At 62.6% G+C, this 16,337-nt stretch carries 15 protein-coding genes; 4 read left to right on the plus strand and 11 right to left on the minus strand.

Translation table 11 applies throughout. From position 1 onward, the window contains the following. Positions 1-127: 127 nt before the first annotated feature. Both EYW45_RS19720 and EYW45_RS19725 read left to right on the plus strand, forming a co-directional pair. Complete coding sequence (locus tag EYW45_RS19720) at positions 128-2,215, plus strand: carbon starvation CstA family protein (RefSeq protein ID WP_161137181.1); 2,088 nt, start codon at positions 128-130, stop codon at positions 2,213-2,215. A 70-nt stretch (positions 2,216-2,285) separates the two neighbouring features. Next, on the plus strand, positions 2,286-2,504 hold the full coding sequence (locus tag EYW45_RS19725) for a YbdD/YjiX family protein (RefSeq protein WP_161137182.1): 219 nt from the start codon (positions 2,286-2,288) through the stop codon (positions 2,502-2,504). A gap of 49 nt (positions 2,505-2,553) precedes the next feature. Here the strand turns inward: EYW45_RS19725 and EYW45_RS19730 are convergent, their stop codons facing one another. The 11 genes from EYW45_RS19730 to EYW45_RS19780 all read right to left on the minus strand — a co-directional run bounded on the left by EYW45_RS19730 (position 2,554) and on the right by EYW45_RS19780 (position 13,645). Beyond that, positions 2,554-4,329 carry a chloride channel protein gene (locus EYW45_RS19730; protein WP_161137183.1) on the minus strand — a complete coding sequence of 592 codons (1,776 nt, stop codon included), beginning with the start codon at positions 4,327-4,329 and terminating at the stop codon, positions 2,554-2,556. A gap of 8 nt (positions 4,330-4,337) precedes the next feature. Next, positions 4,338-4,754, minus strand: a complete 417-nt coding sequence (locus EYW45_RS19735) for a MarR family winged helix-turn-helix transcriptional regulator (protein ID WP_328703662.1) — start codon at positions 4,752-4,754, stop codon at positions 4,338-4,340. 105 nt (positions 4,755-4,859) lie between these two features. Next, the gene (locus EYW45_RS19740) at positions 4,860-6,392 is read right to left on the minus strand and encodes a mannitol dehydrogenase family protein (RefSeq protein WP_161137185.1); all 1,533 of its coding nucleotides are present in this window, start codon (positions 6,390-6,392) and stop codon (positions 4,860-4,862) included. Further along, positions 6,392-7,603, minus strand: coding sequence for a D-mannonate dehydratase ManD (manD, locus tag EYW45_RS19745; RefSeq protein ID WP_161137186.1), 1,212 nt, complete (start codon positions 7,601-7,603; stop codon positions 6,392-6,394). Before manD ends, EYW45_RS19740 begins: the two co-directional genes overlap by 1 nt. A 118-nt stretch (positions 7,604-7,721) precedes the next feature. Continuing rightward, positions 7,722-8,453, minus strand: a complete 732-nt coding sequence (locus EYW45_RS19750; RefSeq protein ID WP_161137980.1) for an amino acid ABC transporter ATP-binding protein — start codon at positions 8,451-8,453, stop codon at positions 7,722-7,724. Between the two features lie 89 nt (positions 8,454-8,542). Further along, positions 8,543-9,202 carry an amino acid ABC transporter permease gene (locus tag EYW45_RS19755; RefSeq protein WP_161137187.1) on the minus strand — a complete coding sequence of 220 codons (660 nt, stop codon included), beginning with the start codon at positions 9,200-9,202 and terminating at the stop codon, positions 8,543-8,545. Then, entirely contained in the window at positions 9,199-9,864 is a 666-nt protein-coding gene (locus EYW45_RS19760) for an amino acid ABC transporter permease (RefSeq protein WP_161137188.1), read from the minus strand. Before EYW45_RS19760 ends, EYW45_RS19755 begins: the two co-directional genes overlap by 4 nt. 13 nt (positions 9,865-9,877) lie before the next feature. Further along, complete coding sequence (locus EYW45_RS19765; RefSeq protein WP_161137189.1) at positions 9,878-10,915, minus strand: L-idonate 5-dehydrogenase; 1,038 nt, start codon at positions 10,913-10,915, stop codon at positions 9,878-9,880. A 42-nt stretch (positions 10,916-10,957) separates the two neighbouring features. Further along, positions 10,958-11,806, minus strand: coding sequence for a substrate-binding periplasmic protein (locus EYW45_RS19770; protein ID WP_161137190.1), 849 nt, complete (start codon positions 11,804-11,806; stop codon positions 10,958-10,960). A gap of 134 nt (positions 11,807-11,940) precedes the next feature. Beyond that, positions 11,941-12,720, minus strand: coding sequence for a substrate-binding periplasmic protein (locus EYW45_RS19775; protein ID WP_235939206.1), 780 nt, complete (start codon positions 12,718-12,720; stop codon positions 11,941-11,943). A gap of 190 nt (positions 12,721-12,910) precedes the next feature. After that, entirely contained in the window at positions 12,911-13,645 is a 735-nt protein-coding gene (locus tag EYW45_RS19780) for a FadR/GntR family transcriptional regulator (RefSeq protein ID WP_161137192.1), read from the minus strand. A 343-nt stretch (positions 13,646-13,988) separates the two neighbouring features. Here EYW45_RS19780 and EYW45_RS19785 point away from each other — a divergent pair, with 343 nt between their 5' ends. Continuing rightward, a complete protein-coding gene (locus EYW45_RS19785) occupies positions 13,989-14,816 on the plus strand; it encodes a MetQ/NlpA family ABC transporter substrate-binding protein (protein WP_161137193.1) in 828 nt (275 codons plus the stop codon). Positions 14,817-14,870: 54 nt separating this feature from the next. Further along, positions 14,871-16,241 carry an LLM class flavin-dependent oxidoreductase gene (locus EYW45_RS19790; RefSeq protein WP_161137194.1) on the plus strand — a complete coding sequence of 457 codons (1,371 nt, stop codon included), beginning with the start codon at positions 14,871-14,873 and terminating at the stop codon, positions 16,239-16,241. Positions 16,242-16,337 lie beyond the last annotated feature (96 nt).

Below are 16,337 nucleotides of genomic sequence, written 5' to 3' on the forward strand. Positions count from 1 at the left end.
GTTGCACTACGTAGTTTTACGCAGGCGATTTACGTGATCCTGCGCTTGTTCGCGTGCAGGACAAACCAAATACTACCGCGTCCTGCGCGTCTGCCCGGGACCAAGATAAAAAGTGCGAGGAGCGGTAATGCAAGCAAGTCAAAACGGATTCGTCCGTCATCTGGGCTGGGCCGGCCTGGCTGTCGTAGGGGCGTTCGCGCTCGGCACGGTGGCCTTGTCGCGCGGCGAGACGATCAATGCGCTATGGATCGTCGTGGCGGCGGTATGTGTGTATTTGATTGCCTACCGCTACTACAGCCGGTTCATCGCGAACAAGGTGTTGGGGCTGGATGCCACGCGCATGACGCCGGCATGGAAGCACAACGATGGTCTGGATTACGTGCCAACCAACAAGAACGTGCTGTTCGGTCATCACTTCGCGGCCATCGCCGGTGCGGGGCCTTTGGTGGGGCCCGTGCTTGCCGCGCAGATGGGTTATCTGCCGGGGCTCTTGTGGATTCTCGCGGGCGTGGTTTTCGCCGGCGCCGTGCAGGATTTCATCGTGCTATTCGTGTCCACACGCCGCGACGGCCGGTCGCTGGGCGACCTGATCAAAGCCGAACTCGGCGTGATCCCGGGCGTGATCGCGCTCTTTGGCGCCTTCATGATCATGGTGATCATTCTGGCCGTGCTGGCGTTGATCGTGGTGAAGGCGCTGACGCATTCGCCGTGGGGCACGTTTACCGTGGCCGCGACGATTCCCATCGCGTTGTTCATGGGCGTGTACCTGCGCTATATCCGTCCGGGAAAGATTCTTGAGGTCTCTGTGATCGGCTTCGTGGGCTTGATGGCGGCGATCATCTTCGGCCAGAACGTGGCCGCCAGTGCGACGCTCGCGCCTTATTTCGATTTCGACGGCCGCGGGCTGACCTGGATCCTGATCATCTACGGTTTCATTGCTGCCGTGTTGCCGGTGTGGCTGCTGCTCGCGCCGCGTGATTACCTGTCGACGTTCCTGAAGATCGGCACCATCATCGGCCTGGCACTGGGCATCGTTTTCGTGGCGCCCGAATTGAAGATGCCGGCCGTGACCCGTTTTGTCGACGGCACCGGCCCTGTCTGGTCGGGCAATTTGTTCCCCTTCCTCTTCATCACCATTGCATGTGGCGCGGTGTCGGGCTTTCATGCGTTGATCGCTTCGGGCACGACGCCGAAGTTGATCGAAAACGAAACCCAGGCCCGCTATATCGGTTACGGCGGCATGCTGATGGAGTCGTTCGTGGCGGTGATGGCCCTGGTGGCCGCCTGCGTGATCGAGCCCGGCATTTACTACGCGATGAACAGTCCGGCGGCGGTGATCGGCACGACGCCCGAGCAAGTCGCGCAAGTGGTGTCGAGCTGGGGCTTTGCGATCACGCCGGATCAGCTGGTGCAAACGGCGAAGGACGTGGGCGAGAGCACCATCATCTCCAGAGCCGGCGGCGCACCCACCCTGGCAGTAGGCATGGCCTACATCCTGCATCAGGTGATCGGTGGCGAAGGCATGATGGCGTTCTGGTATCACTTTGCCATTCTGTTCGAAGCGCTGTTCATTCTGACGGCTGTTGACGCCGGTACGCGCGCGGGCCGCTTCATGCTGCAGGATCTGCTGGGCACGTTCGCACCCGCGCTGCGCCGCACCGATTCACTGCCCGCCAACCTGATCGCCACCGCACTGTGCGTGGCGGCCTGGGGCTACTTCCTCTATCAAGGGGTGGTCGATCCGCTGGGCGGCATCAACACCTTGTGGCCGCTGTTCGGTATCGCCAATCAGATGTTGGCCGCCATCGCGCTCACGCTGGGCACCGTTGTGCTCTTCAAGATGAAGAAGGATCGCTATGCGTGGGTCACGATCGCACCCACGTTGTGGTTGCTGGTGTGCACGCTTACCGCAGGTTGGCAGAAGCTGTTCCATAGCGATCCGCGCGTGAGCTTCCTCACGCACGCCAAAAACTACCAGGCCGCGATCGCGGAAGGGCGCGTGTTGGCACCGGCCAAGAGCCTCGATCAGATGAGCCGCGTGGTGTTCAACGATTATGTGAACGCCGGCTTGTGCGCGATCTTCATGGCGGTAGTGGTGAGCATTGTGTTCTTCGGCGCGCGCACGATTTTGCAAGCGCGTCGCGAGAGCCGACCGACGGTAAAGGAAACGCCGTTCGAGACGTTGCCGCCGAATGCGGTCGCGAGCAGCCATTGATGGCGGTCGCGGTACGCCGCGGGTGGGAGCACGTGCTGCCCCGCCCGGCGCAACTGAAAGGGAGCACACCATGTTGTTGAATCTGGCGAATGCAGGCAACTCGGTCGGCCGCGCCGGCCGCTATCTGGGGCAGACGCTGCGACTCATGGTGGGCGTTCCTGACTACGATGGCTACCTGGCGCACATGAAGCTCAACCACCCCGATTTGCCCGCCATGTCGTATGCGGAGTTCTTCCGCAATCGGCAGGATGCGCGATATGGCGGCAAGGGGCGGATCGGCTGCTGCTGAGGCTTGGGTGTGCGCGGCGTTCCGCGCGCCGCCATGCGCCACGCGAAATTCAGGCCCGCGTGCGGCGGTCGCGCCAGACGCCTAGCGGCGTGCGCCGGAACGCTTCCCGGCGCTCCTCGTCATCGAATTGGGAGAGCGCAGGTTTGACGAGATCGCTGCGGCTGATGATCCCCACCAGCTTGCGCGTCTGTGCGTCTTCGACCACCGGCAGGCGCTCCACTGCATGCACGGCCAGCCGGCCTGCTACCGTGCGGCAGGTTTCGTGGGCGGTCGCCATCACTGGCGTGTTCACGCCAAACAAGTCTCCAACGCGGGCCTGCGCGTGGCGCCCGCCGGCCGATACCAGCGTTTCCCGATCCAGCATGCCGAGCAGTTCGCCGTTTTCGACAACCGGGTAGGCGCGATGCTGCTGGGTCGGCCCGAACTGTGCGGTCAGTACATCGGCGATCGCGGCACCGGCGTCGATCGTTTCGACCTCGCGCGTCATCACCTCACCGACCGCATGGCGTTCGAGCGGATCGATGCCGTATTCGCGAAAGATGTGATACCCGCGGCGGGCGATCTTCTCGGTCAGAATCGACCGCTTCATCACCAGCACGGTAAAGCCGTATGACACCGCGCAGGTCATCAGCAACGGCAACAGCGCATTGACGTCGTGCGTGAGTTCGAACGCAAACACCACGGCCATGATGGGTGCGCGCATCATGCCGCCCAGCGTGGCCGCCATGAACACCAGCGGCCATACGGCAGGCGCGCCGCCCGGCATGTAGGGCGCAACGACCGCGCCGACGGCCGCGCCCATCATGAGCAAGGGGGCAAGCACGCCGCCTGAGGTGCCCGAGCCCAGCGAAATCACCCAGATCGCCGCCTTCACCAGGATGAGGCCGATCACGATGCCGGCCGCCAGATGATTGGCCAGCAGGTCGGCGATGACGTCGTAACCGACACCCAGCGCACGCGGCTCGAAGTAGCCTCCGATGCCGATGGCAAGGCCGCCCAGTGCGGGCCACCACATCCAGTGGATGGGTAGCTTGCCGAACAGGTCTTCGACCTTGTAGAGCGAGGTCGACAAGGCCCAGCACAACGCCCCGGTCACGATGCCGGCTGCCACGCAGGAAAACAGACCGAGCGGGCCGAGTGCTGCCGTTTCCAGCGGAAAGAGCGGACCGCTTTCCAGCAAGAGTGGGCGCGCGAAGCCGGCGACGGCGCAGGCCAGCGCAACAGGCAGCAAACTGCGGGGGCGCAGTTCGAAGAGCAGCAATTCAACCGCCAGCAGCAACGCGGCCACCGGTGTGCCGAAGATGGCGGTCATGCCGGCGGCTGCACCTGCCACCAGCAGCGTTTTGCGCTCGCCACCCGAGAGGTGAAAGAACTGAGCGAGCAACGATCCAAGTGCGCCGCCCGTCATGATGATGGGGCCTTCGGCACCGAACGGACCGCCGCTGCCAATGCCGATGGCGGAAGACACCGGCTTGAGCACGGCCACCTTGGGCGAGATTTTGCTTTTGCCGAACAGGATGGCTTCGATCGCTTCTGGGATCCCGTGGCCGCGGATCTTTTCGCTGCCGTAACGTGCCATGAGGCCGATGATCAATCCGCCGATGACCGGCACGACGATGATCCACAGGCCGAGGGTGTTCTCGGCCGGCGACCGTTCGGCGAACGACAGCGTCTGGAAGAAGAACAGCTGGGTGAAGAACCGGATGAGGTGAATGAGGGCGTAAGCGGCGGCGGTACTCAACAGCCCGACCACTACGGCGAGGGCCGCAGTGCGTAACAGGCGTGACGTGGCCGCAAAATCGCCTCTGGCGTTTGCGTGGCGCATGAACGTTCCTAGTAAGGCTGGATCGACCGATGGATAACGCCGCCGAGCATCTTGAGTTCTTCGCGATGCAGTGCCGCAAGCCGGGCCAGGACGGCTTCGCCCTTTTCAAGCAGGTGCACTTCGACGAGTCTGCGGTCTTCGGCGTTTTGCCGCCGCTCGACCAGCCCGGCCGCTTCGCATCGCGACACAAGCGCCACGACGCCGTGCGAGTGGGCTTGCAGGCGATCGGCTAATTCACCGATACTGGCCCAAGGCCGCTCGCGCATGCCTTTGATATGCAGCAACGTGACGTACTGCAGTGGGGTAATGCCTTCGGCCTGTGCCGCGTTCTCTGAGAAGCGCTCGAATTTTCGAAGCTGATGCCGAAAATCGGACAACGCTTCGTAGTCGGTTTTGCGAAGCGGAGGCAGCGAAGAGGCGTTCACGCGTCGATCCATGACAAGTGATGATGAGCCATAAATATATCACAACGTGATATAAAATTGAATTCACGCAATTGAATCCATTTCACGTTTACATGGGCGACGTGGTCAATCGGCCCGCGCGGTTCCCAGTGCCTCTAGTGTGGCCGCGACGCCTCTCGTGCGCAACTGTTTTACCTGCACCGCAACCGCGTTCACAAAGCGATCGTTGCCGCTCAAGTCGCCAAACACCGGTCGATAGCCCGTCAAACGTGCAACATAGCGGGTGTCTTGGAGCAGCGGATCTTCGGTGGCATCGCGAGCCGCAACCGCAGCAGCCACCTCGATGCTCAGTGCGTCGGCAAGCGGGTCTGAAATCGGGTATGCCTGGTGGGCCTCATCCCTTCCTTGCAGATACACCAACCACGCTGCCACGGCGAGCGCCAATCCGTCGATCGGCAGCCCGTCGCGCAAGCGTTCGCGAATGGTGCCGAGCAGCCGCTGCGGCAGCTTCTGCGAGCCGTCCATCGCAATCTGACCGGTTTGATGTTGAAGCGCGGGATTGGCAAATCGGGCGAGCAGCCGCTCGGCATACTGCGCGAGATCCAGGCCTTCCAGCGCAGGCAGTGTGGGCGCGATTTCGTCACGCATCAACGTGCCGATATAGCGGCGCATGGCAGGTTGCGCAATCGCTTGGTCCACCGTGCGCCAGCCTGCCAGTACGGAAAGATAAGCCAGTGCGGAGTGGGTGCCGTTCACCATCCGCAACTTCAATACTTCGTAGGGTGTGGCGTCGGTCACGAAGCGCGCGCCAGCGGCTGACCAATCCGGCCGGCCCGCGGCAAAGTCGTCTTCGATGACCCAATCGAGGAAGGGTTCGCCCAATACCGGCCACGCGTCGACGAGACCGATCGCGCGCGAAATCGATTCGCGATCGGCGTCGGTCGTGCGCGGCACGATCCGATCCACCATCGAACAAGGAAAGGTGCAGGTGGTGCCGATCCATTCCTGCAGGCCGGGGTCGACACGCCCCGCGAGATCGAGCACCAGCCCGCGCAGGAGCTTGCCGTTGGACGGTAGATTGTCGAGCGACATGAGGGTCAGCGGCGGCGACTTCGCGGCATGGCGACGCTGCAACCCATACACGATGAAGCCTACGATGCTGCGGGGTGACTCGGGATGCAAAAGGTCATGCACGATATCCGGATGATCGGCATTGAGCGCTCCGGTCGCCGGATGGTGGCAGTAGCCTTTCTCCGTCACGGTGAGACTGACGATGCGCGTATCCGGCGCCGCGATGCGCGCCAGAACCCGCGTGGGATCGTCGGGTGCCACTAGCGTCTCGCGCAGCGCGCCGATAATCGATAGCTGCTCGCGCTTGGCGCCCGCTGCATCGGCATCCCGGATCGCCAGCGTGTACAAGCCATCCTGGGGGGCCAGCGCATCGCGGGTATCGGGCTGGCGCAGCGACACGCCGCAGATGCCCCAGCGCCAATCGCTTGCCTGCACCATCGCGGCCTCGTTCACCGGCGCCAGGTGCGCACGCGCGAAGGCACCAAGCCCCAGGTGAACGATGCCGATACGCAAGGCATCGCGATCGTACCGGGGGCGGTCAACGGCGGGCAGCGCTCGCGCCAACGTATCGGGATGCAATCGGTCCATTACCAGTTCCAGAGCGTGCCGTCATGCTGCTGGCGATTGACGGGCAGGTAGGCGCGTTTGTAGGGATACTTGGCAGCGAGCTTCTCGTCGATATCCACACCATGGCCGGGTGCATCGCCCGGATAGAGCATCCCCTTGTCGAACGTGTAGGCATGCGGGAAGACGGCATCGGTTTCTTCGGTGTGCCGCATATATTCCTGAATGCCGAAGTTCGGCACCCACAGGTCGAAATGCAGCGCCGCGCCCATGCAGGCGGGAGAAAGATCGGTGGCACCGTGGCACCCCGTGCGCACCTGATACATCGAAGCGAGATCGGCGATGCGGCGCAGATGCGTGATGCCGCCGGCATGCACAACCGTGGCGCGGATGTAGTCGATCAGCTGGTTCTCGATGAGTTCCTTGCAATCCCAGATCGAGTTGAAGATCTCGCCCACGGCCAGGGGGGTGGTAGTGTGCTGGCGGATCAGGCGGAAAGACTCCTGGTTTTCGGCAGGCGTGGCATCTTCCATCCAGAAGAGTTGATGTTCTTCGAGCGACTTGCCCAGGCGACTGGCCTCGATCGGCGTCAAGCGATGGTGCACATCGTGCAGCAGATGATGGTCGAAACCCAGCTTTTCGCGAAGGCGCTCGAAGAGCTTCGGCGTGTGCCGCAGGTACTTCTCGGTCGACCAGTCGTGCTCGCTGGGCAGGTCGGCGTCGGCAGGTTCGTAGAACAGATTGCCGCGGCCCACGCCATACACCTTGTCCAGGCCCGGCACGCCGCTCTGCGCGCGGATGGCCTTGTAGCCCATGTCGGCGTAACGCAGCACCTCGTCCACTGTGTGTTCGATATCGGTGCCGTTGGCATGGCCGTACACCATCACGCCGGTGCGGCTTTTGCCGCCCAGCACTTGATAGAGCGGCAGGCCGGCGGCCTTGGCCTTCAGATCCCACAGGGCCGTATCGACGGCCGCGATGGCGGTCATCGTGACTGGGCCGCGACGCCAGTAGGCACCCTTGTACAGGTACTGCCAGATGTCTTCGATCTGGTGGGCATCGCGCCCGATCAGGCAAGGAATGATGTGATCGGTGAGATAAGAGGCCACCGACAATTCGCGGCCGTTGAGCGTGGCATCGCCGATGCCGGTGAGTCCCTCGTCGGTTTCGATTTTGAGGGTGACGAAGTTGCGGCCGGGCGAGCAAACGATGACGCGGGCGTTGGTGATTTTCATCGAGGTTTCCAGAGACGGAACGCGGAGCGGGAAAAGGAAGGGGGCGGTGGCGCGTTTACAGGGTCACGGTGATGCGGTGACGCCGCGGCGCGCGGGTACATAGCAGCGTGGCGGCGGCTCAGCCGTCCCAACCGAGATGGCTGAGAAAGTCGCGCGTGCGCGCCACCGTGGGATGATCGAAAATCTGCTCGGGCGGGCCTTCTTCCATGATGGCGCCGTTCTCGAACACCACCACCCAGTTGGCCACGCGGCGCGCGAAGCTCATTTCGTGCGTGACCACAATCATCGTCATGCCTTCCTGCGCGAGCTTCTTCATCACGTTGAGCACTTCACCCACGGTTTCGGGATCGAGTGCCGAGGTGGGTTCGTCGAACAGCATCACGTCGGGTTCCATCGCCAGCGCTCGCGCAATGGCCACGCGCTGTTGCTGGCCGCCAGAGAGGTTGGCCGGAAAGTTGTCGGCCTTGCTCGAGAGTCCCACCTTGTCGAGCAGGGCGCGGGCACGGGTGCGCGCCTCGTCTTCCTTCATGCCCAGCACGGTGATCGGCCCCATCGCCACGTTGTCGAGCGCGGACTTGTGCGGGAAGAGTTCGAAGCTCTGAAACACCATGCCCATGCGTTGGCGCACGCGACGCACTTCGGACTCCCGCGTGGGCAACGGCACGCCGTCCAGGTAGACCTGGCCACCGTTCAGCGTTTCGAGGGCGTTCGTGCACCGCAAGAGCGTGGACTTGCCCGACCCGGACGGGCCGATCAGGCACATCACTTCGCCTTTGTTCACTTGCAGCGACACGCCGTTGAGCGCCACGAAGTCGCCGTACGTCTTGCGTACGTTCTCGTAGACCAGCACGGGCTTGTCGCCGGCGCCTTTGCGTGTGAAAGCGGTGGGGGCGGTGCCGGTGGCCGCGCCCGGCGCGCCGATGGGGCTGATGGTGACGTTCATTCTTTCACTCCGTATTTGCGGTGTATCCAGTCGACGAGCTTGGCCTGGGGGTAACCCATCAGCCAATAGATCACCGCCATGGCGGTCAGCATTTCCAGCACGCGATAGCTTTGCGCGCGAATCTGCATCGAGGTGTAGGCCAGTTCGCTGACGGCGATCACCGACACCAGCGACGTATCCTTGAAGAGCGAAATCCAGGTGCTGGCGAACACCGGCAAAATGCGCCGGGCCGCTTGCGGGATGACGACCTTGAACATGGCTTGCCGATGCGACATCCCCATGGCGAGCGCCGCCTCCATCTGGCCTTTGCGGATGGAGTTGATACCGGCGCGGAACGTTTCGGCGTTGTAGGCCGAGATATTGAGCACCAGGGCGACCAAGGCTGTGGTCAACGCCGAGAACTGCACGTCCAGCGCCATGGGCATCACATAAAACGCCCAATAGATGATGAGGATGAGCGGCAGGTTGCGAAAGAACTCAACGAAGCACAGGGAGATGCCGGAGAGCACTTTGCTGTTCGATAGCCGCATCAGCGCGAGCACCATGCCGCCCGGAACGGCAAGCAGCATCGTGACCACGGTGAGCATGACGGTCATCAACGCGCCGTGAAACAAGGCGTCGCGATGCGTCCAGATGATGTTCCAGTCGAGGTTCATGAGCGGCCCAGGTGTGCGAGTCGTTGGTACAGCCGGTCCACACCTCGGGTGACCGGGAAGAGAATGCAGAAGTAGGCGATCATCACGCAGGTAAACACTTCGATTGGCCGATAGCTTTGCCCGGCAACCGTTTCGGCACGGTGCATCAGTTCCGGCACGGCGATCACGGTGGCGATGGCCGTATCCTTGATGGCGATGGTGAGTACCGACCCGAACGCCGGCAGCATGCGGATGGTGGCTTGCGGCAGAATGATCTTGCGCAGGATCTGCGCGCGCGACATCCCCAATGCCAGGCCGGCGCGCGTCTGGCCGGGGCGCACGGATTCGATACCGGCACGCACCACTTCGGCGGCATAGGCGGCAATGTGCAGCGTGAGCGCCACCAAGGCCGCCCAGAACGGCGGGAACGTCACGCCGGCCAGAATCGGGAAGGCGAAGTAGATCCACACAAGCACGACCAGAATCGGGATCGAGCGCATCGTGTCGATGTAGAACACGATGAAGGGCTTGAAGATCGGCGGGCCGTAGAGCCGCACCAGCGTGATGAACAGGCCCACCAGGATGCTGGTCAGCGCGCTGATCGCACTGAGGGCGATCGTCACGCCGAGACCGCTGGCGAAAAACCGCCAGTTGTCGACGATGGGAGAAAAATCGAAATCCATGCGGATCTCCAGCTTAGAAGGTAACGACGACTTTCATGGCTTTGGTGCGGTCGCCCGCCAGTTCGAAGGCGTCACGCGCTTGAGCCGCCGGCACGCTGGCCGTGAGCAATGGCGACACATCCAGAAGCCTACGGCTCAGATAGTCGATCGCCCACGCGTATTCATCCATGAAGCGGAAACTGCCCACCATGCTCAGGCTCTTCACCATGATCTGGTTGAAGGGGCAGCCATCGCTATTGCCGCTGAGCGTGCCCACTTGAACGATGGTGCCGCGTGCTCGCGTGGCGCGAATGCAGTTGGCCAGGCCCACGTAGTTGCCTGACGCCTCGAAGCACACATCCACCTGGCCTTTGCCGGCCGTGAGCGCTTCGAGCGCTTCCGGGTCGCGCGCCACGTTGATCGTTTGCGTGGCGCCTACCCGTGCACACGCCTCGAGGGTTTGATCGACGATGTCGACCGCAATCAAACGGCTCGCACCGGCCAGTTTGGCGGCCATCAAGATCAGGGCGCCGATCGGTCCGGCACCCACCACCATTACCGTTTGACCCAGCAACGATCCGGCTTCCTGCACCGCATGCAACGACACCGCCAGCGGCTCGCCGAACGAGGCGATTTCAAACGACAGCGCATCGGGCACCGGCAGGCATTGATAGTCTTCGACCACCACCTGCTCGCGCATCGCGCCCTGCATATGCGGGAAGCGGCTGGCGCTGCCGAAGAAGAACACGTTCTCGCAATGGTTCGATGCACCCATGCGGCAGTATTTGCACACGCCGCACACGCGCGAGGGATTAATCGCCACGCGATCGCCGGGTTTGATAGTGCTCACCGCGGCCCCCACTTCAAGCACCTGCCCAGACGCTTCATGTCCGGGCGTGAGCGGCTCGCGAATCACGAAGTCGCCCACACGGCCATGACGGTAGTAGTGCAGGTCGGAGCCGCAAATGCCGACCGCCTTGACGGCGACCCGCACTTGCGTGGGGCCGACCGGCGCTACATCGCATTCTCCGGCGCGCAGGTCCTGTGCGCCGTGGATTTCGCAATTCAACATGAGTGTTTTCTGCCAGAAAGAGGGGGCCGCGGGAGTGGCGGTTTACTTGAGCGTGGCCGTCATGCGGCGCTCTTCTTCGGCGAGTTCGGGATGCATGCGCTTCTCGACTTCACGCAACCAGGCCAGGTACTCCGGTTGATTCTTGGCCACACCCATGCCGGCATCGATCTGGAAGATCTTGCTGTCCTGGCAGTTGTTCTCTTTCGGGAAGGCGGCGAGTCCCTTCACCTTCTTTTCGATGTTGGGCCACAGCATGCGGTTGAGCGGTGCGGCGTCCGAACGGCCCGCCAGCACTTCTTCGATCGGGGCGACCGATCCCGAGTTGGTGACGGCGCGCAGCTTGGCCTTCGGAAACTGCAGTTGCATCAGCGGCTCTTCGCCGGCACCGGAAAAATAGGCGAGCGTGAAGTCGGGCGAGTTGAACTCTTCGACGTTCTTCACGTTGGTGAATTTGGGATTGTTCGCACGGCCAAACATGCACACACTGGTATTCGAGAAGGTGACGAAATCGATGATCTTGGCGCGCTCGGCGTTTTGATTGAGCGGCCCGATCATGATGTCCATCTGGTTGGCGATCAACGCCGGCACTTTGGTTTCGTGACTCACCGGCACGGGTTGGATCTGCACGTTGAGCAAGCGCGCGAACTCCTTGCCGAGCGTCCACGATGGGCCGGTCCAGGCTTCGCCCTGGCCCGTGGTGTTCTGCGCCAGCCAGGGTGGATTGTTCACCACGCCCACTTTCAGCACGCCTGCTTTGCGGATCGCGTCGATGCGCGGACTCACGCCGGGTGCAGGCGGGGTTTGCGCCAATGCGGCGTGGCTGACGGTGAGGGCGGCCAGGGTCAGGCAGAGTTGCGCGGCGCGGCGTGACGGATTGAAGCGTTGGGTCATCGTTGTCTCCAGAATGGGGGTCGGCTGCCTGTCGTGTGCGGCAGCTCGTTTGCTCATCGGTTTGCGCATCGGGATGCGCGATAGGGACGGCGGTAGGGGCTATGGGGTAAGGCGTGCGTGACTCAGGACCCGGATCACTGCATCTCGCTCAATACGCGCTTTTCGTCGGCATCGAGTTTGGGCTGCTGCGTCACTTCCACCGCGCGCAGCCATTCGAGATAAGCCGGCTGATTGCGATCCACGGCCAGGCCCACGGGTGAGGCCTTCTCCGTGCTGTCCTGGCAGTTGTTGGCATTGGGCAGTACCGCGAGGCCTTTCACCTTGCGCTGCAAGCCCACCCAGGGCACGCGGTTGATGGGGGCCGCATCGGCGCGGCGCGCCATGATTTCTTCTACCGGTGCGGTGGCACCGGAGCTCGCGACCGCGCGCAGTTTCGCTTTCGGGAAGCGCTCCTTCACCCAGCCTTCTTCGGCGCCGCCCGTGAAATAGGCGATGGTGACGTCGGGGCTGTTGAGCGCATCCACCGACTCGGCTTTGGCGAACTTAGCGTTATCGGCGCGGCCGAACATGCACACGCTGGTCTTCGAATACAGCACGAAGTCCACCACTTTCAAGCGTTCCGGCGTTTCGCCCAAGGGGCTGATGGTCATGTCGACCTGATTGGCGGCCAATACCGGCACCTTGGTCTCGTGCGAGACGGGAACCAGGGTGAGTTTGACCTTCAACAGGCGCGCATATTCATTGGCGAGCAACCAGGCCGGGCCGCTCCATGCGGGGCCTTGGCCGGTAGTGTTTTCGATCAGCCAGGGTGCATTTTGCAAGACACCCACGCGTAGCTCGCCGGCCTTGCGGATGGCATCGATGCGCGGGCTCACGCCCGGCGCCGGGGCTTCCTGCGCCATCGCGCTTGCCATCGACAGCGGCAGCAGCGTGAGCAGCGTACGGGCGAGCAGGGTCCTGCACCGCCGATTGCCGGCGGGTGTGTGGTGATGCGTCATCGTGTCTCCTCCGTATGACGCGCCGTGGATCGGCTCGCGGGATATTCCGCGTTGATTACCGATCCCGGCGTGGGGTGCGTCTATGCGATGCCTTTACTGCGTCGTGCTAGCGCCATCCTTGTGCGAACTCGCTCATCACGCGTTCGAGGTGGGCGCGCATGGCGGCACGCGACGCGTCGGCGTCGCCTGCCACCAGGGCTTGAAAAATGCGGCGGTGATCGGCCTGCGAGGCTTCACGCAAGGCGTCCGTATGAAAATGTTGTTCGATCTTCGACCAGATCGGGCCGCGCGCCTGATCCCACATGGCGGCCACCGTCTGATGCAGTACGGTGTTGCCGGTGGCGGCGGCGATGTGCAGGTGAAACTGGCAATCCGCTTCGGCGTTCGCGACCTTGTCGGTGATCTGCTCTTGCATGGTGGTGAGCGCACCGAAGATGCGGTCCAGATCGCTATCCTTGCGCGTGGTCGCGGCCAATGCAGCGATCTCCGATTCGACCAGGCAGCGGGCACGCAGCAATTCGAACGGGCCGGCGTTGTTCTCACGCGCAACGGGCAAGCGTATGGCCTGCTCGGGCTGATGCGACACGTAGATGCCAGACCCGCCGCGCACTTCCACTGCACCTTGCAGTTCGAGCGCGATGATGGCTTCGCGAACGGAGGTGCGGCTGACTTCGAAGCGCTCGGCAAGGGCGCGTTCAGAGGGCAGCCGTTTGCCGGCCTTGAACTCCCCGCTGCGAATCAATCCCACGATATCGGCGGCCAGGCGCTGATAGGCGCGCTCGGTGGCGGCGGTGGGCGCAGCAGGCGCCGGGGCGGATTCGGGAAGCAGGTGCAGTTTCATGGCGGTTCAAAGTGGTCTGACCAAATTATGATCTGGTTCGCCAATTTTGGCATTATGGTTTACCACTAGAGCCCAAGCATCGGTTTGCGCGCTCGGGTGGCCGATTGCATTGGGTGCTTGCAAAAGCGCATGAATAAAGGCTCCGCGGATATCTTGGCGAGCGCCGTGTGCCAGTGATGCGCGATGTGGAAAACTCATCCTTTGGCCGTGGCTTAAAGTGGTTAGACCAATTCTGGCGCATCGTTCCTACCTGACGGCATAAACAATCTGCTTATTTGTAGTGGTGCGCACGGCCCGCCGCACGCACACTCAACCGTCTCAGCGATTTGAATGGAGTGCGGTCATGGTGCAGGTATCGAGCGGCGTGAAGCGATGGGTGCGGGGCGCGTGCGCCGCGTGGGTCTTGGCGGCAGCGTGGCCGATGGCCGTGCAAGCAGCCGATCTAAAAGTAGGCTTCATGCCCGGTCCGTATCGCGATGCTTTTCAGAAGGGCATCGCGCCGCAGCTCGAAGCGAAGGGCTACACCATCCAGTACGTGGAGTTCAGCCAGGGCGTGCAACCCAACGAGGCCGTCGATCGCGGCAATATCGATGCAAACATCTTCCAGCATTCGCTGTATCTGGAAGCCACGCGTGAACGGCAAGGTTTCGCTCTCGAACCCATCGTGCAGGTTCCCACGCCGCCGATGGGCTTATATTCAAAGCGTCATCGGCGGCTGGAAGACGTGCCCGATGGCGCCACCATTACGATCCCCTCGGACCCCGTCAATGCCACGCGCGCACTTAACCTGCTCGCCGGCCTGGGATGGCTCGCGCTCAAACCCGGGGTGGATCCCGTTACCGTATCCGAGCGCGATGTGGTCAGCAACCCGCGCAAGCTCAAGCTCGTGCCGCTGGAAACGGCGCAGGCACCGCGTTCGCTCGACGATGCCGATCTGGCGGCCATCCAGGGCAACTTCGCGGTCTCGTCCGGACTTGCATTGACCGAGGCGCTGAAGCTCGAAAACATGACGCCGCCGTACGTGAACGTGGTCGTGGTCAAGCGCGGCAATCAAGACAAGGCATTCGCGCGGGACATCGTGGCCGCTTATCACTCGCCGGCGTTTCAGAAAGCGTTCGACGCCAACCCGGCCTGGAAAGGTTATCGCTTGCCCGACTATTTTGCGCGGTGATCGCGACGGCTTGGCCGACACACCCGCACGCCTGCCTTTTCAAGCGACTTCCATATGAGCGCCATCGTGGCTCCCCGGCAACTGCATCTGAACGTCAACATCCTGCACTCGGGATTCGTGCCCTCCGCGTGGCGGTTGCCGGACGCCGATCCGAAGGCGTTCATCGACATCGCGCACTACGTGAACATCGCGCGAATTGCCGAAGCCGGCAAGTTCGACGCTGTGTTTCTTGCAGACAATGCATCGATCGCCGATCAAATCAATTTTCGTCCGATCACCGCGCTTGAACCCACGCTGCTGCTCACGGCAATGGGGGCAGCCACCACGCACATCGGTTTGATCGGAACGGCCTCCACGAGCTACAACGAGCCGTTCAACATCGCGCGGCGATTTTCTACCCTGGATCACATCAGTGGCGGGCGCGCCGGGTGGAATGTGGTGACGACCGCCGATCTGGGCTCGGCGCGCAACTTCGGACGCGACGCCGTTCCGGATCACGCGGAGCGGTATGCGAGGGCGGCCGAGTTTACGCAGATCGTGAAGGATCTCTGGGATAGCTGGACCGACGATGCGTTCGTGGGCGACAAAACCGATGGCCGCTTCGTCGATACCGATCGCGTCAAACCGATTGCGCATGACGGCGATTTCTTTTCGGTGCAGGGGCCGCTGAACATTCCGCGTTCGCCACAAGGGCATCCCGTGTTGGTGCAGGCAGGCGGCTCGGCCGATGGCCGCAACCTGGCGGCACGGCATGCCGAAGCCGTCTTTTCTGCGTCGCAATCGTTCGAAGAAGCGTTGGCGTACAGCCGCGACGTCAAACAACGGGCAGCGGCGTTTGGGCGCGGTGAAGAGGCGATCCGCGTGCTGCCCGGTCTCACCACGATCATCGGTGCGACCGAAGCGCAGGCCCGCAAGCGCCGCGACGATCTGGTCGATCTGATTCCGTGGGACTACAGTTTGAAGCGCATTGCCGGCGTCTTGGGCATCGATGTCGATCGGCTGCATCTCGATCGGCCGTTGCCCGAGGATCTCGCGGTGCCGCTGAATGGCAACGGCAACCATACGTTTTTCAACGCCACCGTGGCCCTGGCGCGCCGCAATGGCTACACCGTGCGGCAACTGATTCGAGAGATGGGCGGTGGCACCGGCCATCGTGTGGTGGTGGGCACACCCGAACAGATCGCCGACGATATCGAGCAGTGGTTTGTGGCGGGCGCAGCAGATGGCTTCAATCTGATGCCCGATTCATTGCCGGATGGACTCTCGGATTTCGTCGGCGGTGTGGTGCCGATTCTTCAGCAACGCGGTCTGTTTCGCACCGCGTATGAAGGGCAAACATTGCGCGCGCATCTTGGCTTGGCGCGACCCGCAGGACGGGAATTTTCGATAACGAAAGATGAGGCGTTTTTCATGATCGGGCCGTGAGACTTTCTGATCTCGGGGTGGAATTTCGGGCGGGTACTTCGGGCGGGTACATCGGGCCCGCGATCGCGCTAACGTCAGAGCGCTAAGTGAACCCAA

This window comes from Schauerella aestuarii (genome assembly GCF_009866805.1).
GTDB classification, from domain to species: domain Bacteria; phylum Pseudomonadota; class Gammaproteobacteria; order Burkholderiales; family Burkholderiaceae_B; genus Schauerella; species Schauerella aestuarii.